The following is a 23,436-nucleotide window of genomic DNA, read 5'->3' as shown; positions in this document are numbered from 1 at the left end:
GTGGGGCCGGACACGGTGGCGTGGGACGGGCGCGATGCGCGCGGGCGGGACGTTGCCGCGGGGGTCTACTTCGCGAGGCTGGTGCAGGGCGAGCGCAGTCTCGCGTCGAAGCTCGTGCTCATTCGCTGAGGCGCGCGCTCGTCCGTCGAGCCGCGGCCCGGGAGTTCGCCCCCGCGCGACTCACTCGTTGCCCGCGGCGTGCTTCGCGAGCAGCGCGTGCACGAGCGTGACGGGGTAGCGGATGGACCGGTAGAAGGTCCCCCGCTTCTCGTGCTCCCTGTCCGGGTTGAAGAACGTCCAGACGAGGCGTCCCTCGGCGGTGACCTCGAACACGCGACCGTGCGTGGAATCGGTGATGAGCACGTTCCCGTTCGGGAGCTTCTGAGAGGACCCGCGGCCCATCGAGAAGAAGTCCTGGGGCGGGTCGGCGCGGTACTCCCACACGATCGTCTCCCTCACCGGGTCGTACTCCACGACGCGGCTCCATCCGCGGAAGAACCCATTGTCGAAGACGAGCAGGTTGCCGTTCGGCAGCAGGGTCGGCTGATGCGGGTGGTCGAGCTCGCCCGGTCCCCATCCCCACACGATCTCCCCCGACTCGGCGTCGATGATCCCCACGAAGTCGAGGTTCCGCACGCAGATCAGCAGGTTGTCAGGACGGAACGCCGGGACGGACGAGGCCGTGGGCGTCTCGATGACGACCTCGATCGTGTTCGAGTGCGACCAGTCGTCCTCCGGGACGTTCGCCGAGATGCTCGTGAGCGCCTCGGGCGGGCACCAGCGCGCGAGCTCGCGCCGGTGCTCGTGGAGGTGCCAGAACGCCGTGATCTCGCCCTCGGGCGAGATCCGCGCGATGCCGTCGGACTCGATGGGCGTGTCGGCGATCTCCGGGACGAAGACCTTCTCGTGCACGAGCACGGCGATGTCGCCGCCGGGCAGGAAGCAGAAGTCGTGGTGCGCCGAGAGCTTCCGCTCCCAGAGAAGCCGCCCGTGCCAGTCGAGCCGCGAGATGCTGCGGCGCGCGAGGATCACGATGAGATCGCCGTTCGGGAGCATCTCGGCGTACTCCCACTCACTGAGGGCGTCGTTCTTCCACTCGTGGATCTCGCTCCCGTCCATGTCCACGAGCACCGCGCGCATCGGCCCGTTGTAGAGCGTGAAGCCCGGCCAGGCGGCCGCGCGGTCGTGGAGCGTGACACCGCGCTCCTTCGGGTCCGTCCTCTCCTGCGTCCGCTGGAGGTACGGAAGCGACCTCAGGGCCTCGAGGCGCCGCCGCTCCTCCTCCGTGCGGTCGCTCTGAGCGGCCGCGGGCCGCGCGAGCGCGGCTGCCGTCGCGAGCAGGAGCACGATGCGCGTGGGCCTCACGGTCTCACCTCGGGGTCGCCGGTCGCGGCGAACTCGCGGCAGCTCTCGGGCAGCTCGCCGAACCCGCCCAGGGTCAGGAGGATGAGGAGAGCGCCGGCGACGGCTGCAGACGTCCTCACCACTTCTTCATCCGCTGGAGCGCGAGCACGATCATCACCGAGATGCCGCCAAGGACGAGGATCCCGTAGAAGGCCAGCGGGCTGTCTTTGAGGTTCCACGGAAGGGGCACGTTCATGGAGAACGCGCTCACGACGAAGGTCGGGAACATGACCCCGATCGTGATGAGCGTGAGGGTCTTCATGATGACGTTCAGGTTGTTGCTCACGATGGACGCGCGGGCGTCCATGAGGCTTGCGAGGATGTTCGCGTAGATCTCCGCGCGCTTGAGGCACTCGGTGTTGTCCACGGCGATGTCGTCGAGAAGCTCGACGGCCTCCGGGGAGAACGCCAGCCTCCCAGTCGCTATCTTGAGCTTGTCGAGGAGAAGGCCGTTGGAGTGGATCGCCGAGACGTAGTACACGAGGCTCTTCTCGAGCGTGAACAGGCTCAGGAGGTACTTGTTCTGAAGCGCGCCGGCGACCTTCTCCTCGATGTCCTCGGCGCACATGTTGATGACCTTGAGGTGGCCCCGGAAGTGGCTGATGGTGCGGTTGAGGACGCGGAGCACGACGTCCGGCAGCGACTGGCACTTCGCGAACTGCTTGCTTCCGTCGAACAGCTCGAGGTCTTCGGCGCTCACGATGGCGAGCTTGTCGCGGAAGAGGAACATGCCCGCCGAGGAGATCTCGAAGAGAAGCTGACCCTCGAGCGAGAGGTTCTTCGGCCGCTTGAAGATGAGCGCGGCGTGGTCGGTCTCGAACTCGAGCCTCGCAAGCTCGTCGGGGTCGAGCGCCGAGCTCAGCGTGTGCTCGTCGATGCGGAACTCGTCGAGGAGCACGCGCCGGTCGCTCTCGTCCGGATCGACGAAGACGTAGATGCGCCCCTTCCCCGCGGCGACCTCCGCCACGCCCGCCGCGCCTACGTCGTAGATCCGCCTCATCGCCCGCCCTCCGTGTTTCCCCGCGGGCCCGGTCCGGCCGTCGCCCGGCCGGCCATTTCCCGAACCTCCGAGAGAAGACGCTCGAGGGCGAGTGTACCCTCAATCACCGCGACGCGCTCCCCCTTTCTGAAGAGGACCACCGTCTCCCCGCCCCCGGCGATGCCGACGTCGGCCTCCCGCGCTTCGCCGGGCCCGTTCACGGCGCAGCCCATCACGGCGACCACGAGGTCCGCATGGAGCGACGCGGTCTCGGCCTCCACGCGCTCGGCGATGCGCTGGACGTCGAGCGTGGTGCGCCCGCACGTCGGGCACGCGATGACCGTCACCCCGCGCCGCCGAAGGCCCAGCGACGACAGGATGGCGCGGCCGGCCCGCACCTCCTCCTCGGGTGGGCCCGCGAGCGAGACGCGGATGGTGTCGCCGATGCCCTCGGCGAGGAGGAGCCCGATGCCGACCGCCGACCGCACGGCGCCGGTCGCGACGGTACCCGCCTCGGTCACGCCGAGGTGGAGCGGATGGTCGCACCGGGCCGCCACGAGGCGGTTCGCCTCGACGGTCATGAGAACGTCGGACGCCTTGAGCGACAGCACGATGTCCCGGAACCCGGCCGACTCGAGGATCTCGGCGTGGCGCATCGCGCTCTCGACCATGCCGGCCGCCGTAGGGCGTCCTTCGCGTTCGAGGATGTCGCGCTCGAGCGAGCCGGCGTTCACGCCGATGCGGATGGGGATGCCCCGCGCGCGCGCCGCGTCGGCGACCTCACGCGCCCGGCCGAGTCCGCCGATGTTCCCCGGGTTGATGCGCAGTCCGTGCGCTCCCGCCTCCGCGGCCGCGAGCGCGAGCCGGTGGTCGAAGTGGACGTCGGCGACGACCGGGATGGGCGAGCCGGCGACGATCTCGCGGAGCGCCGCCGCCGCCTCGCGCCCCGGCACCGCGACGCGCACGATGTCGCAGCCGGCGTCGGCCATCCGCGCGATCTGAGCGAGCGTCGCGGGGGCGTCCTCGGTCCTCGTGTTCGTCATGGACTGTACCGAGACAGGCGCACCGCCGCCGATCCGCACGCCGCCGACCGACACCTGCCGCGCCATGCGCCGTTCCGCGAGAACGCTCACGGTGCCCTCCGTCCCTTCGTCCGGTGGTCGCCCGCCCGCGTCGTCGTCCCCTCGCGGTCGAGGAACTCGAGAATGGGGATGGCGTGCTTCCGGCTGACGCCGGCGAGGTCCTTGAACTCGGCCACGCCGAGCTTCTCGTGCGCCCGGAAGTGCGCGGCGACCTTCGCCCTGAGTTCGTCCAGCGCGCGCGGATGGAACACCATGGCGCTCGTGACCTTCACGAGGCGTCCCGTCTCGGCCAGGAGCCGCACGATCGTGTCGAAGTCCCGGCTCGCGATGTCGTTCCTGAGCTCGTCGAGCGAGGGCGGCGCGGCGCCCGCATCGAGAAGCCTCGCCTCGATGGCGTCGGCGACGCGGGCCTGCTCGGGCGGCAGCGTCACCTCCGCCGCGCCCCAGCGCACCATGCCGACCCTGCGCGTCACGAGGCCGTCGCGCTCCAGCGCCGCGAGCACGGCGTCGAGAAGCCCGCGGTCGAGCTTCTTCGCGAGCTTGCCGCGGAGCTCCTCGGTGGACATCCCCCACGCAAGCGGCGACGACGTCGCGAAGGCCCCGAGGACCTCCTTGCAGCGGTCGGTGAGCTCGGCGAGCCGCCCGGGCGTGAGCACGCGGTCGCCAACGCGGACCAGTCGCCCGTCGGCGACGAGGCCCTCGAGAACACCGTCCGTCGTCACGCCGGCCGCGCCGGTCAGGTCCGCCGCGCGCGCGCCCTGGATCCCGGCGCGGTGCACCTCCTGCACGGCGACGTCCTCCGCGCTCCCCTCCTCGAGCACGGCGAGCGCGCCCAGGACGTCCTCCTTCATGCGTGCGTGCCGCCCCGGCGTCGCGGCGATGACGCGCCCGCCGCCGATCGTCGTGACCGGCGAGTACGACCGCACGACGAACCTGTCCCCCGCTTCCGCCACGACCGGGCCCTCGAGCCGCATCTGGACGAGGCCGTCCTCGCCCGGCACGAGCAGCTCGCGATCGAGCACGACGACCCGCGCGAGCGTCTCGGACGTCCCGAGATGGAAGTGGACGCGCGTGCGGTTCCCCAGCGGCCGCGCGCCGCGCGCGAGCGAGAGCCGCGCGTCGAGCATGTGCGTGACGTGGAGCGCGCCGGGCGTGCCGAGCGTGTCGCCCCGCGCGACGGAGTCCTTCGGCACGCCGTGGAGGCCGACGGCCGTGCGCTGCCCGGCCTCAGCCCGCTCGACCGGCTCGCCGTGAACGTGCACGCTGCGCACGCGCGTCTCGCGCCCGGAAGGGTAGAGCGCGAGCGTGTCGCCTTGGCCGATGGACCCCGACCACAGCGTCCCCGTCACCACGGTGCCGTGCCCGGCGAGCGTGAACGCGCGGTCGATGGGAAGGCGCGCCGTCCGCCCCGGCCTTCGCTCCTCGACGGACGCGACGAGGGCGTCGATGCGCGCGACCAGCTCGTCAAGCCCGCTTCCGGTGACCGAGGACACGGGGACGATGGCCGCCCCCTCGAGCGCGGTCCCGCGGAGATACTCCTCGACGTCCTCGCGGGCGAGCTCCAGCTCCTCGGCGCCCACGAGGTCGGCCTTCGTGAGCGCGACCACGCCCGCGCGGCTCCCGAGCAGGGTCACGATGTCCACGTGCTCGCGCGTCTGCGGCATCACACCCTCGTCGGCGGCGACGACGAGGAGCACGACGTCGATGCCGGCGGCGCCGGCGAGCATCGTCCGGACGAAGCGCTCGTGCCCCGGGACGTCCACGATGCCGACCGAGGCCCCGCTCGGCAGCGTGAGCCGCGCGAACCCGAGCTCGATCGAGATCCCGCGCTCCTTCTCTTCCTTCAGTCGGTCGGTGTCGGTGCCCGTGAGCGCCCGCACGAGCGCGGTCTTGCCGTGGTCGATGTGGCCTGCCGTCCCGAGGACGACGTGCTTCGTCGAGGAGGGCACGAGAGGCATCTACCCCTTGAGCCGCTGGACCTGGGCGCCCAGCGCGGCCAGCTTGCGTTCGATGGCCTCGTAGCCGCGGTCGATGTGGTACACGCGCGAGATCTCCGTCTCGCCCTCCGCCACGAGCCCGGCGAGGATGAGGGCGGCGCTGGCCCGAAGGTCGGTCGCCATGACGCTCGCCCCCGAGAGGCGCTTCACGCCCGTCACGATGGCGACGTTCCGGTCGAGCGTGATGTCCGCGCCCAGCCTGCGGAGCTCGGGCGCGTGCGAGAAGCGGTCGGCGTAGATGGTCTCGGTGATCACGCTCGTTCCGTCGGCCACCGTCATGAGGGCCATCGCCTGCGCCTGCATGTCCGTCGGGAAACCCGGGTACGGGGCGGTCGTGACGTTGACGGAGTGAGGCCAGAGCGGGCCGACGACCCTGAGCCCGCCCTGGGCGTCGCCGACCTCCGCGCCGGCCTCCGTGAGCTTGACCACGAGGGACGACATGTGGTCCCGGCGCGCGCCGCGCAGCAGCACGTCGCCGCCCGTGATGGCGGCCGCGACCATGAAGGTGCCGGCCTCGATCCTGTCCGGAACGACCTCGACGTCGGCATCGTGGAGCGAGGAGACGCCCTCGATGGTGATGGTCCCCGTCCCGTCCCCCTCGACGCGCCCGCCCATCGCCCGGAGGAGCTCGGCCAGCGCGCCGACCTCCGGCTCGCGGGCCGCGTTCTCGAGCACGGTCGTCCCGTCGGCCGTGACGGCGGCCATCATCGCGTTCTCGGTCGCGCCGACGCTCGACGTCTCGAAGTGGATCCTCGCGCCGCGGAGCCGCGGCGCCTCGGCCACGATGTAGCCGTGCTCGATCTCCACCGTCGCGCCGAGCTCCTGCATGGCGCGGATGTGGAAGCCCACGGGCCTCGGGCCCCACGCGCAGCCGCCAGGGAGCGACACGCGCGCGCGCCCGTGCCTCGCGAGGACGGGGCCGAGCACGCACACGGAGGCCCGCATCGTCCTGACGAGCTCGTACGGGGCCTCGTGATAGCTCGATCCCGTGGTGTCGATGACCAGGGTGTGGTTCTCGTGCTCGACGCGCGCGCCCAGCACGCGGAGCACGTGGGCCATCGTCTTCACGTCCACGAGGTCGGGGACGTTCCGCAGACGGAACTGCCCGGGCGCGAGGAGCGTCGCCGCCATCATCGGGAGGGCCGCGTTCTTGGCCCCGCTGATCCGCACCTCCCCCGCAAGGCGCGCCCCGCCCCGGACGATGAGCCTATCCATCGTTCCTCCCGAACACGATCCTCGCGCGACCCGCGTAGTCCTTGTAGGCCCGGACGTCGCGCAGCGCGGGCTTCAGCATCTCCTCGACGGCCCGCGCCTGCCCCTCTCCGACCTCGAGGAAGAGCGCGCCGCCCGGCGCGAGGAACACCGGCCCATCCTGAGCGATGGCGCGAAGCGAGTCAAGCCCATCCACGCCGCCGTCGAGCGCCACGCGCGGCTCGAAGTCGCGGACCTCGCTCGGCAGCCCCGCGATGTCCTCGGAGCGGACGTACGGGGGGTTCGACACGATGGCGGACAGCCTCCCGCGAAGCCCCGCGGCGTCGAGCGGATCGAAGAGCGGGCCGACGAGGAACCGCACGCGGTCCGCCACGCCCGCGCGCTGCGCGTTCCGCTCCGCCAGCGCGACCGCCTCGGCCGAGACGTCGGTCGCGTAGACGGCCGCGGCGGGGACCTTGAGCGCGATCGTCGTCGCGATGACGCCGGACCCCGTGCCGATGTCGGCGACGAGGAGGCCGCCTGCGCGGTGCGCCGTCGTCCCGGCCGCGAGGTCGCCGAGGAACTTGAGCGCGATCTCGGTGAGCGCCTCGGTCTCGGGCCGCGGGATGAGCACGGAGCGGTTCACCTCGAACTCCGCGAACATGAACCCCGCCGTCCCGGTGACGTACTGCACCGGCTCCCCCGCGAGGCGCCGCTTGAGAAGCCCCTTGTACCTCGCGAGCTCCTCGGCCGTGAGCACGCGGTCGTGGTCGGTGTAGAGCCCCACGCGCGGGATCGAGAGCGTGTGCGACAGGAGGAGCTCGGCCTCGAGCCTGGCGTTCTCGAAGCCCTTCCCCGCGAGATAGCCCCTGCTCCACTCGATCATGCCGAGGACGGTCCAGGCGCTCATCGCGACGAGCTGGCGATCTGCTCGGCCTGATGCTGCGTGGCGAGCGCCGTAATGAGGTCGTCGATCCCGCCGTCCATGATCCGGTCGATGCCGTGGACGGTGAGGCCGATCCTGTGGTCGGTGACGCGGTTCTGCGGGAAGTTGTACGTGCGGATCTTGGCGCTGCGGTCGCCCGTGGACACCTGGCTCCTGCGCATCTCCGCCATCTCGCGCTCCTGCTCCGCCATCGCGCGCTCGTACAGCCGCGCGCGCAGGACCTTGAGCGCCTTGGCCTTGTTCTTGTGCTGCGACTTCTCGTCCTGACAGGTGACGACGAGCCCCGTCGGCTTGTGCGTCACGCGCACGGCCGAGTCCGTCGTGTTCACGCTCTGCCCGCCGGGCCCGGACGACCGGAACACGTCGATCTGGAGCTCCTCGGGCCTCACCTCGATGTCCACCTCCTCGGCCTCGGGCAGCACGGCGACCGTCGCCGCCGACGTGTGGATGCGGCCCGACGCCTCGGTCGCGGGGACCCGCTGCACGCGGTGGACGCCGCTTTCGAACTTGAACCGGCTGTACGCCCCCGCGCCCTCGACGGCGAAGATGATCTCCTTGAACCCGCCCGCGCCCGACGGGTTCGAGCTCATCACGTCCACCTTCCACCGGCGGGAGTCGGCGTAGCGGTTGTACATGCGAAAGAGGTCCGACGCGAAGAGCGCCGCTTCCTCGCCGCCCGTGCCGGCCCGGATCTCGACGATGATGTTCTTCTCGTCGTTGGGGTCCTTCGGGACGAGAAGGGCCTTGAGCTGCTCCTCGATCGCCGCGCGCTTCGCCTCGAGCGTCTCGAACTCGTCGCGCGCGAACTGCCGCTCGTCCTTGTCGGCGCTCGACTCCATGAGGGCGGCCGCCTCGCGGAGGTCCGCGAGGACGCGCTCATATCGCGCGGTGGCCTCGACGATCTCCTGGACGCCCGCGCGCTCCTTCGAGTACTTCTTCAGGAGGTGCCGGTCGGCCAGCACGCCCGGGTCGGCGAGAAGCCGCTCGAGCTCGTCATGCCTGGCCTTGATCGACCGCAGTTTGTCGAGCATCGTCCTTCCCCGCCAGCACGGCCGACAGCGCCGCGATCGCCACTTCGAGCTGCTCGTCGGACGGCTCCCGCGTCGTGATGCGCTGGAGCCAGACGCCGGGCGCCGAGATGACCCTCGCCCACGCCCGCGCGGCCTTCTTCGCCGAGAGCTTCATGATCTCGTAGGAGATCCCCGCGATGACCGGCACGAGCAGGATCCGCGCGAGCCTCTGCGCGATGCTGTGCGGCTTGCCGGTCAGCATGAAGACCAGGATGCTCACGACCATCACGATGAGAAGGAAGCTCGTCCCGCAGCGCGGATGCCGCGTCGTGAAGCGCCTCGCGTTCTCGACCGTGAGGGGCTGGCCCGCTTCCTGCGTGAAGATGGCCTTGTGCTCGGCGCCGTGGTACTCGAAGACGCGGCGCATCTCCTTCCACAGCGAGATGCCCCAGATGTACGCGATGAAGAAGACGACGCGGATGACGCCGTCCACGAGGTTGAAGAGGATGCCGCTCTCGATGTTGAGCCGGCCCGCGATGACGAGCGGGACGTAGAAGAACACGAGGATGCCGAGGGCGAAGGCGAGGACCATCGTCCCCGAGAGCGCGAGCGACGTCTTCCAGTCGCCGCTCTTCCCGCGGGGCGCTGGACCCGCCGCCGCGTCGCCCGCCGCGTCGCCCGCCGCCGGCTTCCCCTCCGCCGCCTCCATCGCCACGCTCGCCGAGTAGTTCAGCGCCCGGATGCCGAGCGCGAGCGACTCGATGAGCGTGAGCCCGCCGCGCACGACGGGCGAACGGAGGAGACGGCTGCGCTTCGACGCCGACACGAACTGCGAGGTCTGAACGGTGATCGTCCCGTCGGGGAGCCTCACCGCCGTCGCGACGCGGTCCGGCCCGCGCATCATCACGCCCTCGATGACCGCCTGCCCGCCGTAGTGGACGGCGCCGCTCTGGTCCGCGCATCCGGACACGGGGCTTGCCGGCCGGCTGTCGGGCGTCTCGCTCATGGGACCCTCACGTCCGCGCGGGCCGCGGCCCGCCTTCCGCCTGCGCCGCCGCGCACTGCGCGCGTCCGTCCGGCGCGCCTGCGTCGCCCGCCGGGATGAGCGCGCCCAGGAGCGGGTGCGCTCGCTCGATCTCGCGCTTCACGGCGCGCGCCACGCGCCTGTACGACTCGTGTCCGCCGGACCGCGAGCGCAGGCGCACGAACTGGTACGCCTCCCTGAAGTTCATCGAGATGAGGAACCGCTGGTTGAACGCCAGCGGGACGGCATACTGCGCGTGCACGGGGTCGATGGCGGCAAGCTCGCGGCACCGCTCGCGCGCCTCGTCGAGCGCGCGCTCGACGCGCCCCGCCACGCCGGCCGCGCGCGCGTCGTCGGGGATCGCGTAGCCGAGCTCGACCCCGAGAAGCTGGCGCGTCTGACTCGTCATCCTGTGGCGCTGGATGTCCCTGTAGGCGCCGAAGTCCACCACGATCTCAAAGGTGTAGCCTGCGCTCTCGAACTCGCGGACCGGCGCCTCATGGCCTCCGATCCCGCGAAGCGACGCATCCAAGAGCGCACGCCTTGCCTTCTCGTTCATGTCGGCGACCGCGGCCCGGGCGTCGGCGTACGAGCGCCCGGTCGCCCGGAAGAGGAGCGCTGCCAGGACCCTCTCCTCGCCGTCGGGGTCGTGCCGCACGAGGCGCACGCCGTCGGCCCCGCTCTCCGCGCCACGGCCTCCCCGCACCGGGGAGCGCCCCGGCGCGGCCGCGTTCACCCGCTCCTCCCACGCCGCGAGGTACGGCGACGCCTCGGTGTGTCGCAGGAGCGTCGGCAACTTCGCCCCGGCGACGCGCTTGAGCTCCCGCGCGATCTCCCGCACCTCGGACAGCTCGTGGGATGCCATCTTCACGACGGCGTGTCCGAGGCTGCGCGCGTTGACCGTCCAGCCGACGTTCGTCTTGGCGGCGGCCGGAAGGAGGCAGCGCACCATGTCGCAGGCCCTGGCCGACGGGCTCGGCGCGCCCTCGGTCGGCCGCTCGGCGGCCTCGCGCTCGCACCACGCCCGGGCCTCGCGGACCGCGTCGGCGTACGCCGCGAAGAGCGCGGTCACGGCGCCGCGGTACGCCGCAGCGGGGCGCCCGTCCGAGAAGGCAGGCGGCGTGTGGTAGTTCGAGCCGTCCATGACCTGATAGCGCGTGGACTTCTCGGTGAAGGAAGAGAGCCGGTTCTCCTCGAGGACCTTCGCCGCGAGGACCGACAGGTTCTCGACGGCGATGGAGAGCACCGCGTGCTCGGCCACCGACGAGTGCCCGTAGCCGACCACCCACTTCTCGTGAAAGCGGGACGAATCCGCCTCGGTGAGCTCGCGCGCGATGGCGTCGAAGGGGTCCGGCACGCGCGAGGTCTTCGCGAAGGCGACGGCGACGACCTCGGCCGGCAGCCCGTCGAGCGTGTAGACGCGGAGCGGGTGCCCTGTCTCAGGCATGGCCTACTCCGCGGGCTTCGTCTCTCCGGCCGCAGGCGCCTCGGTCTTCGCGGCCGCGGAGTCCGTCGATCCGATCTTCCCGTACTTCTTCACGAAGCGCTCGACGCGCCCCGCGCTGTCGACGAGCTTCTGCTGGCCGGTGAAGAACGGATGGCACGCGGCGCAGATCTCGACCTTGATCTCCTTGAGCGTCGATCGCGTCTTGAACTGGTTGCCGCACACGCACGTGACGGTGGCTTCCTGGTACTTCGGGTGGATCTCCTTCTTCATGCCCTTCGTCCTCCGTTGCCCGTGGGCCTACAGCGAGCTCATCGAGGTCAGGAACTCCTGGTTGGTCTTCGTGAAACGGATCTTGTCCAGGAGGAACTCCATCGCCCCCACGGGCGTCTGCTCGCTCAGGAACTTCCTGAGAACCCACAGCCTGTTGATCTGCTCCTCCGGCAGCAGGAGCTCTTCCTTCCGCGTGCCCGACTTCAGAATGTCGATCGAGGGGAAGATGCGCCGGTCGGTGAGCCGCCGGTCCAGCACGAGCTCCATGTTGCCCGTGCCCTTGAACTCCTCGAAGATGACCTCGTCCATCCTCGATCCCGTGTCGATGAGCGCGGTCGCCATGATGGTGAGCGACCCAGCGTCCTCGGTGTTCCTCGCGGCGCCGAAGAAGCGCTTGGGCCGCTGGAGCGCGTTGGCGTCCACGCCGCCCGTGAGGATCTTCCCGCTGTGCGGAACGACCGTGTTGTGCGCCCTCGCGAGCCGCGTGATGGAGTCGAGGAGTACGACCACGTCCTTCTTGTGCTCGACGAGCCGCTTGGCCTTCTCGATGACCATGTCGGCGACCTGCACGTGCCGGTCGGCCGGCTCGTCGAACGTCGAGCTGATGACCTCCCCCTTGACCGACCGCTGCATGTCGGTGACCTCCTCGGGGCGCTCGTCGATCAGGAGGACGATGAGGACGACGTCGGGGTGGTTGGTGGTGATGCTGTTCGCGATCTTCTGGAGGATGACCGTCTTGCCGGCGCGCGGCGGCGACACGATCAGACCTCGCTGCCCCTTCCCGATGGGCGAGAGGAGGTCGATGATGCGCGTCGTCATGTCGCTGGGGTCCAGCTCGAGCTTGAGCCGCTCCTGCGGGTAGAGAGGCGTCAGGTTCTCAAAGAGGATCTTGTTCTTCGCGGTCTCGGGGTTCTCGAAGTTGACCGCCTCGACGCGGAGGAGCGCGAAGTACCGCTCGTTCTCCTTCGGAGGCCTCACCTGTCCCGAGACCACGTCGCCCTTCCTGAGGTCGAAGCGCTTGATCTGGGACGGCGAGACGTAGATGTCGTCGGGCCCCGGGAGGTAGTTGTAGTCGGCCGACCGCAGGAACCCGTACCCGTCGGGCAGGATCTCGAGCACGCCCTCACTGAAGATGAGACCGTTCCGGTGAGCCTGCCCCTCGAGGATCTTGAAGACGAGGTCCTGCTTCCTGAGGCCGCCGACTCCCTCGAGGCCCAGGTGCTCCGCGTACTGGACGAGCTCGCGGATCGTGCGCTGCTTGAGCTCGCCGATGTTCAGGTTCTCGCCGTTCGTGGGGATCGGTGGGAGGCCCGACGGCGCCTCGGAGTCCTTCTCCTCCGTCCCGCGCGCCACGGTGGCCGCCGGCGGAGCGGAGCGTTGCGTGGGCCGTTCGGCGGCCGGGTCGGGTGGCGGTCCCGGGGTTGCCGCGGATGCCCTCGGGGTCCTGGTGGCCGGTGTCCGCCGCCTCGTGCCGGTGGTCCTGCTGTCCTGCTTTTCTGGCATTCCTTCCTACCTCAGAGAGTGGGTTGGGTGTGCGCGGAACCGGCGGCTACCGACCGCCGGCCGTCTCCGTGTGCGTCGTGGATCCCGTGTCGCAAGCTACACTCGGAGTCCTCGATGTGAGGTGAACGCGAGGTCTGCCTGCTCCAGAAGGGCACCTTGGGGAAACCCGGCGCAAAGCGCGCCGGTCGTCCATCATGGTAGTCCCGACCCCGCATGCTGTCAAGGTGATTTCCCGGCGCTCCGCGGGGCGTGCGCGACGCCCGCGAGCTTCCGCCCGACGCGCTCGACGAGCCGGCCCGGCTCCCCGGCGAGCCGCCGCCGGAGCTCGGGGTACCCCCTTCGCCGGTCCGCGATCCAGAGCCTGGCGAACGAGCCGCTTCTGACCCGCTCGAGGATCCGTCGCATCCCCTTCCGCGACTCCTTCCCCACGACCAGGTCGCCGCTGACCATGTCGCCGAAGAGCGCGGTGCGGCTGATGCGGTCCCGCATGCCGGCGATGCCGTATCGCTGGATGAGGCCCGCGGTGAGGTCGAGCTCGTAGAGGCACTCCATGTAGGCCAGGGTCGGGTCGTAGCCCGCCTCGACAAGCGTGTCGAACGCCGCGGTCACGAGCCGCGTGACGCCGCCGCAGAGCACGGCCTGCTCGGCGAAGAGGTCGATCTCGGTCTCCTCCGCGAACGTCGTCTCGAAGAGCCCCACGCGCGCGCACCCGATCGCCTTCGCGTAGCCGAGCGCGGTCGCCCTGGCGTGCCCCGTCGCGTCGCGCTCCACGGCGAACGACGCGGGCAGGCCGCCGCCGGCGAGGTAGCGCTCGCGCAGCCTCTGCCCCGGCCCCATCGGCGCGACCATGATGACGTCCCTGCCCTCCGGGACGACGAGGCCGCTGAACCGCACGGCGAAACCGTGGGCGAAGAGCACGGCCGCGTCCGACCTGAGGCGACGCACGATCTCGTCGTCGAAGACCTCGCGGGCGACCTCGTCCGGCACGAGCACGGCGACAACGTCGCCGCGCGCCGCCGCGTCGCCCACCGACATCGTCTCGAGCCCCGCGGCCCGCGCCCGCGCCCTGGAGCGGCTCCTCGGCCTCAGGCCGACGACGACGCGCACGCCGGAGTCCCGCAGGTTCAGCGCGTGCGCCTCGCCCTGGCTTCCGAACCCGACGACGGCCACGGTCTTGCGGGAGATGCGCTGTCCCCTGATCTGGCGTTCTGTGATGGCTCTCATGTGGGAAGCGTGTGCCGCCGGGGAGGAGATGTCCGAGGAGCTGTGCCCCCCGTCGCCGGGGCCCCGGCACTGCCGCCGGGGCCTCGGCTTCGGGTTCTGCGCGGGACCGCGGCGCTCCGCGGGTCGCAGGAGCCGCGACGGTCCTCTAGTCCGAGCCCTTCAGGAGCGCCTCGACCTCCTTGAGCTCCTGCATCGCCTCGTCGTTCCGGCCGAGCTTGTTGTACACCCTGGCCAGCGCGCGATGGTACGTCACCTCTTCGCTGTTCATCGCCTTGAGCTTGAGAAGCGGATCGAGAGCTGCCATGTAGGCGTCCTGCGCGGACTGGAGCACGACGGCCTTCGACTCCTCATCGATCGCGACCGACGCCTCGTTGTCGAAGTTCGTGGCGATGGCCCAGTGCGCGAGGAACACGCGGTAGAGGACCTCCTCGTCGTCGCCGAACGTGTCGAGCTGGACACGGAAGTACTTGAGCGCCTCGCGGTACTCCTTCGTCTGGTAGTACATGAGGCCGATGTTGTAGTTGATGTCGGCGGTCTCGGGCGCCACCCGCTGGATCTTCTCGAAGTACCTGAGCGCGTTCGGATAGTCGCCGGCCGAGGCGAGCGCTCCGCCCTTGGCCTGGTACACGCTCACGAGGTTCTCCTTGAGCGTGGCGTTGCCCGGGGCGCGCTCGAGCGCGCTCTCGAACACCTCGATCGCGCGGTCCTCGTTGCCGCTCATGTGGAGCGCGTACCCCAGGTTGATGTACGCGTCGGGGCGCCGGTCGTCGATGACGATCGCCTTCTCGAACTCGGGGGCCGCCTCTTCGAACCTCGCGGCCTCCACGTACTGCTCGCCGCGCTTGTGGAAGATCAGCCAGTACTGCGTGATGGCGTTCTCTACCTGCTCCTTGGCCTTCTCGTCGGGAGCAAGCTCGAGCGCCTTCTGGAACTCGTCGTGGACCAGGGGCAGTAGGATGTCCGTCTGGCCGGGCTGGACCTCGATCTTCTCGGCCTTTCCGTCCTTCGTGATCGGGAACGTCACGGACTCCCCGGTGCTCGCTTCTGCGAGGTCGCCGTACGTTCTGCCGAGATACACGCGGGGCTCCCACGCGCTGGGGTTGTTCCTGATCGCGATGTGGAGCTGCTCGATCGCCCGCTGGTAGTTCTGGTCGGCCAGGTACACCTTGCCGCTCGTGAAGGCCGGGTCCGCTCCGCACCCCGTGAGCAACAGGCCCGATGCCACCAGCAGCAGCGCAAGGGCTGCGGTCACACGCCTCATTCTGCCCTCCCTTGAGGAGAGATAAGGTCCATCGATCGCGTAGGGAATCCCGAGGGAGGGAGTATAGGGCCCTTCGCCCGGACCTGTCAAGCCCGATGCCCGGTCCTGCCCGGGGGCGCGCCCGGCCCGCGGCGATCTACAGCAGGCGGTTGCCGTTCATCGAGAGCTCGTACGTGCAGTCGAGGATCTCCGCCGCTTTCCTCGAGATCACCATCCGCGACATGAAGATCTCGAAGTACTCCATCACCTGCGAGATCGAGGTGTCGATGGTGAGATCCAGCTTGATGATCTGCTCCTCCGGATAGACCTCGAGCTGGGACTTCTTCACGGCGAAGTTCACGCGGTCATGGATGTCGAACCTGAGCGTCGACGGGTTCCTGACCCGCGACCGGTGCACGTCGGCCTTGTCCGCGAGGATGAGCGCCGCGGAGACGTTCCCGACGGGGTCGCCGTGGTCCTCGTGGTGGTTCCCTATCGACGAGACGATCGTGATGACCTCCGAGAGCGGCAACCCCATCTCCGTCAGGAGCTGATACGACAGGAGCGCGCCCGATTGCGCGTGGTCCTCTCTGTTGATCAGGTTGCCGATGTCGTGCAGGTACCCGGCGATGCCGCCAAGCTCCGCCTCTCTCGTGTCCTTTCCGAGCTGCGTGAGGACCCGCTGCGCCGTCCTCCCCACCCACTTCCCGTGCCGAACACCGTGCTCCGTGTACCCGATGATCCTGAGCTGCTCGTCGGCCTGCCGGAGCATGCTGCCGATGGCCTGGTTCTTCGCGACCTTGTTGAACGTGACGTCCGCCATGGCCCCTCTCCGCGGGGGCAGCCCCGCTCCTCCTCCGGAAAGCCGCGCCTGCCCCACGGCGGGGCAGGTGTTCCCCAATCTACCCAAGCCCGCGGATGCGGTCAAGTGCCGACGCGTGCTACGATGGCCGGCAGGCCACGAACGAGGAGATGTGCGCGATGACGAGATGCCTCTTCGTCAGCGACCTTCACGGACGAGAGGAACGCGTCCGGAAGCTGTTCGGCGAGATCGCTCGACGGACGCCGGCGGCCGTGTTCGTCGGCGGCGACATCATGCCGCACCACTATCTCCCGGATGCGCCGGAGGACTTCCTGGGCGACTGCCTCTTCGCCGGCCTGGATGACCTGCGCGCGCGCCTCGGGAAGGTCTACCCGAAGGTCTTCACGATCCTCGGGAACGACGACGGGCGCTGGACCGAGGAGCGGCTGAAGGACGCCGACGAGCGCGGGCTCCTCGTGTACGCGCACGGTCGGGCGACGCCGTTCGGGCAATGGACCGTGTACGGCTACGCGTACGTGCCTCCCACGCCGTTCCGCCTCAAGGACTGGGAGCGCTACGACGTCTCTCGGCACCTCGAGCCCGGGTGCGTCTCGCCCGAGGAAGGCGCCCGTTCGGTTCCCGTCTCGCCGGACGAGGCGCGCTACGCGACGATCCTCGAGGACCTCGGCGAGCTGACCCGCGACCGCGACCTCGGGCGCGCCGTCTTCCTCTTCCATGCCCCGCCGTACGACACGGACCTCGACCGCGCGGCGCTCGACGACATTGTCGTCGACCACGTGCCCGTCGACGTGCACATCGGGAGCATCGCGATCAGGCGCTTCATCGAGGAGCGCCGGCCCTACCTGACGCTTCACGGCCACGTCCACGAGTCCGCGCGGCTCACGGGATCGTGGCGCACGACGCTGGGCGGCACCACGGCCGTGTCCGCGGCGCACGACGGCCCGGAGCTCGCCGTCGTCGGGTTCGACATGGAGGACCCGTCCGCCGCCGAGCGGGAACTCCTCTAACGCTCGGCCAGCGGGTGTCTCAGGGTGAGGGGACGTGCAGGGTCGGTCACCGCGCCGATCCTCGCGGCGTAGCTGGTCTTGTTCGTGATGTCCTCGTCCGTCACGACGTGCACGTCGAGCAGCCCGCCCGTGCGGTAGCCGGTCCGCAGGTAGTTCATCTCATCGAGGCACAGGCTCCAGCCCTCGAGCCACGCGGTGAGGTCGGCCCGCTGGAGGTCCGTCCCTCGGAAGTGCGCGAGCAGGTCGATGTCGCTCTTGAGCCCGGCGGACGCGTTCTTGGTGCTCCCGAAGACGTACATGGCGACGACGCCGAACCGCTCTCCGTCCAGCAGCGACGCGATCTGCTCGGCCATGCGCAGCCGCCACGCCCATGACTGGTCCGCGGGGCGCTCCGCCCCGGCGGCGGGGGACGCCTGGTCCCCTGCCTCGCCGCCCGGCGCCGCCAGGAACCCCAGCGCCTCGTTGAGCTCCGCGTTCATCAGCACGCGCAGGATTCTGCCGTCGGTGGCCTGCGGCACGTCAATCAGCCGCACGGTGTCCGCGACGTCCGCGTGCTCGGGCACGACGTCGGCAAGGATGTTCTTCGCCCCGAGGAGGAAGCTCTCATTGAAGGCGATGCCCTCATCGTCGGGGTAGAGCGGGAGATACCGGATCTCCCCCTCAACGAGGTCCTGGAAGAAGTGCGTCCCGAACGACAGGTCCGGCGTGTAGCTGCCCTTTCTCCGGGCGACCTCGATGAGCGCCGCCGTCCTGTTGATGTCGGAGTACGTCACGCTGACGCCGAGCTTGAGATCGCCGCGGCTCCCCCACCTACCCGGGCCGATGAGAACGAACCGCTTCTTGGGAAGCAGCTGGTTGAGCCTGCTCACGGTCCGGCCGACGGCGATGAGGTCCGCCCGCTCGGGCAGCTCGCCGTACTTCTCGGGGTCCACGTAGACGATGTGCGTGATGTCCGGCATGCGGCCGTTGGACACGTACCGATTCGCCGAGAAGACGATCGACTCCTTCGGGACGTCCTTCGGGATCGGCGCCGGGGCGCTCGGGCCGCCGAAGCTCTGCGGCCGGCACTGGAGCAGGTAGAAGTCCGTGCCGTCGTGCGCGAACTCGATGTCCACCGGCGTGCCGAGCGCCGCCTCGAGCACCTTGAGGATGCGATCCACCTGCCTGACGAAGTCGCTCTCGCCGATGAGCCCCTGGAACGTGAACGCGGCGCCGGCGCCCGCAGGCTCGAGCCCCATGGCCAGCGGCGTGCGGAGGTGCTGACCGTCGTAGACCGAGATGAGCTTCTCGACCATCGGGATGTCCTGCCCGTGCTTCGCGAGCAGGTCCTTCGCGTCGACCGTCTCGAACGCGTTCGTCTCGAGGTTGATGACGTCCACCTTCTTCGGGGAGTAGTAGACGACCTCCTCCGGCGCGACGTTGACGCTCAATCCGGGCTGGCCCGGCGCGACGAGCACGGGGTAGTCGTCGCTCACGCGGTCCACCGCCCTCGTGCCGAGGCCCGGCACCATGCGGATCAGGCCGTCCTCCCTCCGGATCCTCGGCGACCAGCGGAACTCGTTCCGGCTGAACGCGACGCCCGCCGCCGCCGGGAAGAAGTACGGGCCGACGCGGGCGCCTACGACCTCCTGGATCATGATCCCCATCTCCTCGTTGATGTCGAGGAGCCCCCGCTCGGCGCGGTACTCGATGGGGTCCGGCCCGACGATGGACGCGTACACCTCCGAGATCGCGTCCATGAGCGCGTTGAGGCGCTCCCGCTTCGTGCCCTGATTGGCGATGAACAGACTGCGGTACTTCCCGGAGAACGCGGCCCCCGAGCTGTCCTCGAGGAGGCTCGAGCTCCGGACGATGAGCGGCGCGCCGGCGAGGTCGTCGAGAACCACGGACAGCCCCTGCACGACCTCCGGCGGGAAGCGCCCGTTCTTGAACGCCTGGATGACGTGGGGATACTCGCGCCTCACGTCGTTGAGGTCCTTGTACTTCTGCTCGACCACCTCGTTCATGTTGTTGTAGCTCAGGAAGCGGAGCAGGACGTCCGAGGCGACGTACCAGCTGCGGGGCGTCCTGATCTTCGCGGCGACGGCGGCCGCCTCCGGCGACCGCCTCAGCACCTGCTTGGCGAGGAACAGCCCCGCGGCCTTGCCGCCCAGCTTGCCGTGGCTGTCCGGGGTGTAGATGACCCGGTCCAGGAACTCGAAGAAGTCGCTCACGTCGCAGAAGTTCTTCGCGATGCGAATGTAGCTCGGCTGGCTGGACAGGAAGCGCGTGATGAGCGCCACGACGATGCCGCGCTTCGACGCGTCGGCGAGGTCGACGCCCTGGACGTACAGGTCGCGGTACTGCCGCAGCGCGTCGACGATCTCCTCGATCGTCAGCGTGCTGCTCGCGACGCGCACGAGGAACTTCAGCTTGTCGTCCTGGATCCACTTCCTGAGGTACGCGAGGACCTGGTCATCGGTGTAGTGCTCCGCCGCGATGGAGAAGATCTCGCCGGAGAGCCGCTTCGTGATCTCGAACTCGTTGCGCTCGTGCGGCATGTTGACGAGGCCCGACGGCTCGTCCGCGTCGTCTTCCCCCGCGACGCCGGCGCGCTCGCGCAGCCGCTCGGCCTCCTCCACGCCGCGCCAGCAGAGGATGTTGAGCATCTTCTCGGAGACCGTGGCGAACAGGTTCGGGTCGGTCTGACGAAGCAGGTCGAGAACCACCTCCCAGGCGCCTTCGCCCTCCTCGAGCTTCCCCTCGCCGACGCCCGCCACCATCTCCTCGATGCGCCGGTGCAGCAGGAAGCTCCCGACACGGTCCGCGATGGCCTTGAGCAGCCGCGCCTCGTGGGTGAGGAACGGCCCGTCGTCCGCCGCGGGCATCTCCTTCGCGTAGTAGACGGAGATCTCGCCCGCCTTCTTGCCCTGGACGGTGATGTCGGCCGTCTGTGCCCACGGCGTCTCGACGAAGCCCGTGGACGAGTAGGTGTCCGTCCCGAGCGACAGCCTCACGATGCAGACCTCGGGATGCTGCCAGCCCGGAGGGATGGCCGCCACGACCGCCTCGCAGGCCCGCGCGACGTCGGCCAGCGGGCTCCTGAGGATCTCCTCGATCCTGTAGAGGCACTCGAGCTCCTTCTCCCGCTCGCGGAAGAACCTGATGAGCTCGTCCGTCGTCCTCGCTGAGTCAGTCATGGAGGACCACCCCCCGGCCCGTCCTGCCGTCCACCTTCACGCGGAGCGGCGACGACAGCTGGACGTGACGCACGAGCTCGCCGGCGAAGCGAACGGGCTGCCGCTCCAGCCACGGCCAGTCGATGCCCCGCTCCTCGTCGTGCCGGACGCAGAAGTACAGGATCCGGAAACTCGTCACGTTGTGGAAGAAGTGCGAGCCCTGGCTGAGGACGAAGGGCAGGTTCGGCAGCGAGGACTCGACGATCACCTTGGCGCCCGAGATCTGTCCGAAGTTCGCCGGGATGCCGCCCAGCGGGTCGGTCGTGCCCCAGCGTCCGAACCCGATGAGAAGATACGGCCGGCGCGCCTCGACGAGCGCGGCGTTCACTCGCTCGAGCTCGTCGGGCACCTCGCTCGTCCTCATGATGTCGAAGCGGTCGGGCCTGACGTACACGACGTCGCGGATGTCGTCGAGGACGCCGTTGCCGAGGGCGGTCTCCGCCGACAGCAGGACGCCGTCGCCGACGAGCTCCTCCGGGTCGATGTCCACCGTCGCGTCCGACACGACCATCGGCCGCACCTGCAGGAACCCGAACTCGGCCGGCGCCCCGCCGTCGCGCGCGAGCCTGACCGCGAACTCCACCTCGACCATCGTGTCGAGCATGTCCTCGCAGACGTCCTTGAGCTGCAGAAGCAGCTCCGTCAGCGGGAGCATGTCCGCCTTGAGGATCGGCCCGAAGTCGATGACCCGCGGCCCCTTCTCGCCGATCCCGATCCGCACGCTGTCGTTCTCGGGCCTGTAGGTCGATGCGATGAGCGGAAGCGCCCCGTCGAACTCGGCGTCGCCGAGATCGGCGGTCACCATGTACTCGGTCTCGCAGATGGGATCGTACGCGGGCGGCTTGCCCATGTTGACGGCCCAGAACCGCGTCTGCGAGTTCTTCAGCATCGCCTGCGTGGACTTGAACGGCGGGGCGATCCTCGGGTACGCGGGCGAGAACGCCCACGACACGCCCTCGTCCACGATGGTGCGCCCGAGCCCGAGCGCGAGCTCGACGATCCCCTCCTCGGGCTGCGCGTGCGAGACCGGATAGAAGTTGTACGATCGAAGCACGCCCGAGATGTGCGGGTAGTACCGGTCGCCGAAGCGCGTGCCCACGACCTCCTGGACGATGACCGCCATCTTCTCGTCCATGGTCGAGTGGTGCGTCGCCTTCATGTAGTTCCGCGCCGACCTGAAGAAGGTCGACGCGTACACGTACTTGATCGCGTCGGCGAGTCCCCGGAACCGGGAGTCGGCGTCGGGCTGGTTGTTCGGGACCATCTTCGTCCCGTACACGCTCGCGAACGGCTCGAACATCGCGTCCTCGAGCAGGCTCGACGAGCGAACAGCTAGCGGCAGGTGTGTCTTCTCGACGATGGCGCGCAGATCTCCCACGAGCTGCACCGGGAGCGACGCGCGCTGGAAGGCGTGGGCGATGACGTCGTCGCGGGATTCGGAGTACGCGACCTCCTTCAGCCCGTTCTGCTTCATGAACGCGTCGAAGAAGTCGGTCGTGATGACCGTGAGGGCCGGGATCGCGACGGTGATCGCCGGGGCGAAGGCGTCCCTGAGCTTCGCGTCAAGGACGCCCTGCACCCGCGCCAGGCCGTGCGCCTTTCCGCCCAGCTCGCCCGAGCCGATGTACGTGAACCGCCCGGCCGCCGGCCGGGCGTTCCTGTCGAATCGCGACAGGGTGCCGTGGTGAGGGCTGTACTGCCTCCTGCGCATCGCGACTCACCCCGTGTGAGCGCCGGTGCGATGGAACTCGCGCGTCCGCCCGGGGAAGGCGCGGAGCGCGGTCACGCCCACCCGCGCTCCTTGCAGGCCTGCGCCACGCGCCCGATGGCGATGAGGTACGCGGCGTCGCGCATGTAGACCTTCCGCTTCTTCGCGAGTTCGCTGACGGCCGCGAACGCGGAGGTCATCTTCGTGTCGAGCTTGCCCAGCACCTCGTCCTTCTCCCAGAAGTAGTTCATGTTGCACTGGACCTGCTCGAAGTAGCTGCAGGTGACCCCGCCCGCGTTCGCGAGGAAGTCGGGGATCAGGAAGATCCCGCGCTCCTTGATGACCTTGTCGGCATCGGGGGTCGTCGGGCCGTTCGCGCCCTCGGCGATGATCTTGACCCGGTTGCTGATCCTCTTCACGTTCGCCGCGGTGATCTGGTTCTCCAGGGCGCCCGGCATCAGCACGTCCACGTCCTGCTCGATCCACGCGTCGCCTGGCAGGACCTCATACCCGAGCTCCTTGGCCTTCGCCTTGTCGATGCCTCCGAAGCGATCGGTGATGCTCCTGAGCTCCTGAAGGTCGACGCCGTTCTTCTTGCGGAAGGCGTACGAGGTCTGGTCCGCCTGGTCCCAGGATGAGACACAGATCACCTTGCCCCAGACTTGCTGGTAGAGCTCGATCGCGTACTGGGAGACGTTGCCGAACCCCTGCACGCTCATCGTCGTGTCGCTCGCCGGGATGTTGAGCTCCTTCAGCGCCTCGCGGATCGTGAACACGACGCCGTAGCCGGTCGCCTCGGTGCGCCCGAGCGACCCTCCCATGCCCACGGGCTTTCCCGTGATGAACCCGGGGAGCCTCTCGCCGCGGATGGTCTCGAACTCGTCGAGCATCCACAGCATGTGCTGGGGGCTCGTCATGACGTCGGGAGCGGGCACGTCGCGCAGAGGGCCGACGTCACGCGCGAGGTTGCGGACCCACCCGCGGCAGATCTGCTCCTGCTCGCGCATGCTCAGGTGGTGCGGGTCGCACACGACGCCGCCCTTGCCCCCGCCGAGCGGGATGTCGACGACCGCGGTCTTCCACGTCATCCACATCGCGAGCGCGCGCACGGTGTCGATCGTCTCCGCCGGGTGGAAGCGGATGCCGCCCTTGGCCGGGCCGCGGGCGTCGTTGTGCTGCACGCGGAAGCCGCGGAAGACCTTCACGCTCCCGTCGTCCATGCGCACGGGGATGCTCATGTGATACTCGCGGAGATTGAACCGGAGGAGGCTGCGGGTGCCCTCGTCGAGCTTGAGCATGTCGGCAACGTGATCGAACTGCGCCTGCGCCATCTCGAAGGCGTTGAACGACTTGTCGGCCATGC

18 protein-coding genes are annotated in these 23,436 nt (G+C 69.5%); 1 reads left to right on the top strand and 17 read right to left on the bottom strand.

The features are described 5' to 3' along the window. Positions 1-180: 180 nt before the first annotated feature. The 14 genes from FJY74_03755 to FJY74_03690 all read right to left on the bottom strand — a co-directional run bounded on the left by FJY74_03755 (position 181) and on the right by FJY74_03690 (position 16,140). Complete coding sequence (locus tag FJY74_03755; protein MBM3307420.1) at positions 181-1,365, bottom strand: aryl-sulfate sulfotransferase; 1,185 nt, start codon at positions 1,363-1,365, stop codon at positions 181-183. A 115-nt stretch (positions 1,366-1,480) separates the two neighbouring features. Then, positions 1,481-2,404, bottom strand: a complete 924-nt coding sequence (locus tag FJY74_03750; GenBank protein ID MBM3307419.1) for a magnesium transporter CorA family protein — start codon at positions 2,402-2,404, stop codon at positions 1,481-1,483. Next, positions 2,401-3,492, bottom strand: a complete 1,092-nt coding sequence (gene ispG, locus FJY74_03745; GenBank protein MBM3307418.1) for a flavodoxin-dependent (E)-4-hydroxy-3-methylbut-2-enyl-diphosphate synthase — start codon at positions 3,490-3,492, stop codon at positions 2,401-2,403. Before ispG ends, FJY74_03750 begins: the two co-directional genes overlap by 4 nt. Positions 3,493-3,512: 20 nt before the next feature. Beyond that, positions 3,513-5,423, bottom strand: coding sequence for a selenocysteine-specific translation elongation factor (gene selB / locus FJY74_03740; GenBank protein ID MBM3307417.1), 1,911 nt, complete (start codon positions 5,421-5,423; stop codon positions 3,513-3,515). Beyond that, a complete protein-coding gene (murA, locus tag FJY74_03735; protein ID MBM3307416.1) occupies positions 5,424-6,677 on the bottom strand; it encodes a UDP-N-acetylglucosamine 1-carboxyvinyltransferase in 1,254 nt (417 codons plus the stop codon). After that, complete coding sequence (gene prmC / locus FJY74_03730; protein MBM3307415.1) at positions 6,670-7,563, bottom strand: peptide chain release factor N(5)-glutamine methyltransferase; 894 nt, start codon at positions 7,561-7,563, stop codon at positions 6,670-6,672. The genes murA and prmC overlap by 8 nt, the downstream gene beginning before the upstream one ends. Then, positions 7,560-8,630 (bottom strand): peptide chain release factor 1, encoded by a 1,071-nt coding sequence (gene prfA / locus FJY74_03725; GenBank protein ID MBM3307414.1) that lies wholly within the window; start codon positions 8,628-8,630, stop codon positions 7,560-7,562. The genes prmC and prfA overlap by 4 nt, the downstream gene beginning before the upstream one ends. Next, a complete protein-coding gene (locus tag FJY74_03720; GenBank protein MBM3307413.1) occupies positions 8,593-9,615 on the bottom strand; it encodes a DUF1385 domain-containing protein in 1,023 nt (340 codons plus the stop codon). The genes prfA and FJY74_03720 overlap by 38 nt, the downstream gene beginning before the upstream one ends. Positions 9,616-9,622: 7 nt before the next feature. Next, positions 9,623-11,080 (bottom strand): FAD-dependent thymidylate synthase, encoded by a 1,458-nt coding sequence (locus tag FJY74_03715; protein ID MBM3307412.1) that lies wholly within the window; start codon positions 11,078-11,080, stop codon positions 9,623-9,625. A 3-nt stretch (positions 11,081-11,083) separates the two neighbouring features. Further along, positions 11,084-11,350 carry a 50S ribosomal protein L31 gene (rpmE, locus tag FJY74_03710; GenBank protein ID MBM3307411.1) on the bottom strand — a complete coding sequence of 89 codons (267 nt, stop codon included), beginning with the start codon at positions 11,348-11,350 and terminating at the stop codon, positions 11,084-11,086. Between the two features lie 27 nt (positions 11,351-11,377). Next, a complete protein-coding gene (rho, locus tag FJY74_03705; protein ID MBM3307410.1) occupies positions 11,378-12,853 on the bottom strand; it encodes a transcription termination factor Rho in 1,476 nt (491 codons plus the stop codon). A gap of 219 nt (positions 12,854-13,072) precedes the next feature. Next, on the bottom strand, positions 13,073-14,077 hold the full coding sequence (gene ilvC, locus FJY74_03700) for a ketol-acid reductoisomerase (protein ID MBM3307409.1): 1,005 nt from the start codon (positions 14,075-14,077) through the stop codon (positions 13,073-13,075). A 145-nt stretch (positions 14,078-14,222) separates the two neighbouring features. Continuing rightward, positions 14,223-15,338: a tetratricopeptide repeat protein gene (locus FJY74_03695; GenBank protein ID MBM3307408.1), complete on the bottom strand. Its 1,116-nt coding sequence runs from the start codon at positions 15,336-15,338 to the stop codon at positions 14,223-14,225. Positions 15,339-15,474: 136 nt separating this feature from the next. Further along, positions 15,475-16,140, bottom strand: coding sequence for an HD domain-containing protein (locus tag FJY74_03690; protein MBM3307407.1), 666 nt, complete (start codon positions 16,138-16,140; stop codon positions 15,475-15,477). Positions 16,141-16,298: 158 nt separating this feature from the next. Here FJY74_03690 and FJY74_03685 point away from each other — a divergent pair, with 158 nt between their 5' ends. Then, positions 16,299-17,147 (top strand): metallophosphoesterase, encoded by an 849-nt coding sequence (locus FJY74_03685; GenBank protein MBM3307406.1) that lies wholly within the window; start codon positions 16,299-16,301, stop codon positions 17,145-17,147. On the opposite strand, the gene FJY74_03680 is transcribed toward FJY74_03685, so the two are convergent. The 3 genes from FJY74_03680 to FJY74_03670 all read right to left on the bottom strand — a co-directional run bounded on the left by FJY74_03680 (position 17,144) and on the right by FJY74_03670 (position 23,434). Beyond that, complete coding sequence (locus tag FJY74_03680; protein MBM3307405.1) at positions 17,144-20,326, bottom strand: PEP/pyruvate-binding domain-containing protein; 3,183 nt, start codon at positions 20,324-20,326, stop codon at positions 17,144-17,146. The two genes, FJY74_03685 and FJY74_03680, sit on opposite strands and share 4 nt — an antisense overlap. Further along, complete coding sequence (locus FJY74_03675) at positions 20,319-22,076, bottom strand: hypothetical protein (protein ID MBM3307404.1); 1,758 nt, start codon at positions 22,074-22,076, stop codon at positions 20,319-20,321. The genes FJY74_03680 and FJY74_03675 overlap by 8 nt, the downstream gene beginning before the upstream one ends. 71 nt (positions 22,077-22,147) lie before the next feature. Continuing rightward, positions 22,148-23,434, bottom strand: a complete 1,287-nt coding sequence (locus FJY74_03670) for a Glu/Leu/Phe/Val dehydrogenase (protein MBM3307403.1) — start codon at positions 23,432-23,434, stop codon at positions 22,148-22,150. Positions 23,435-23,436 lie beyond the last annotated feature (2 nt).

Origin of the sequence: Candidatus Effluviviaceae Genus I sp., from assembly GCA_016867725.1 — a bacterium.
GTDB lineage: Bacteria > Joyebacterota > Joyebacteria > Joyebacterales > Joyebacteraceae > VGIX01.
This window is presented reverse-complemented; position numbering and strand designations above follow the sequence as displayed.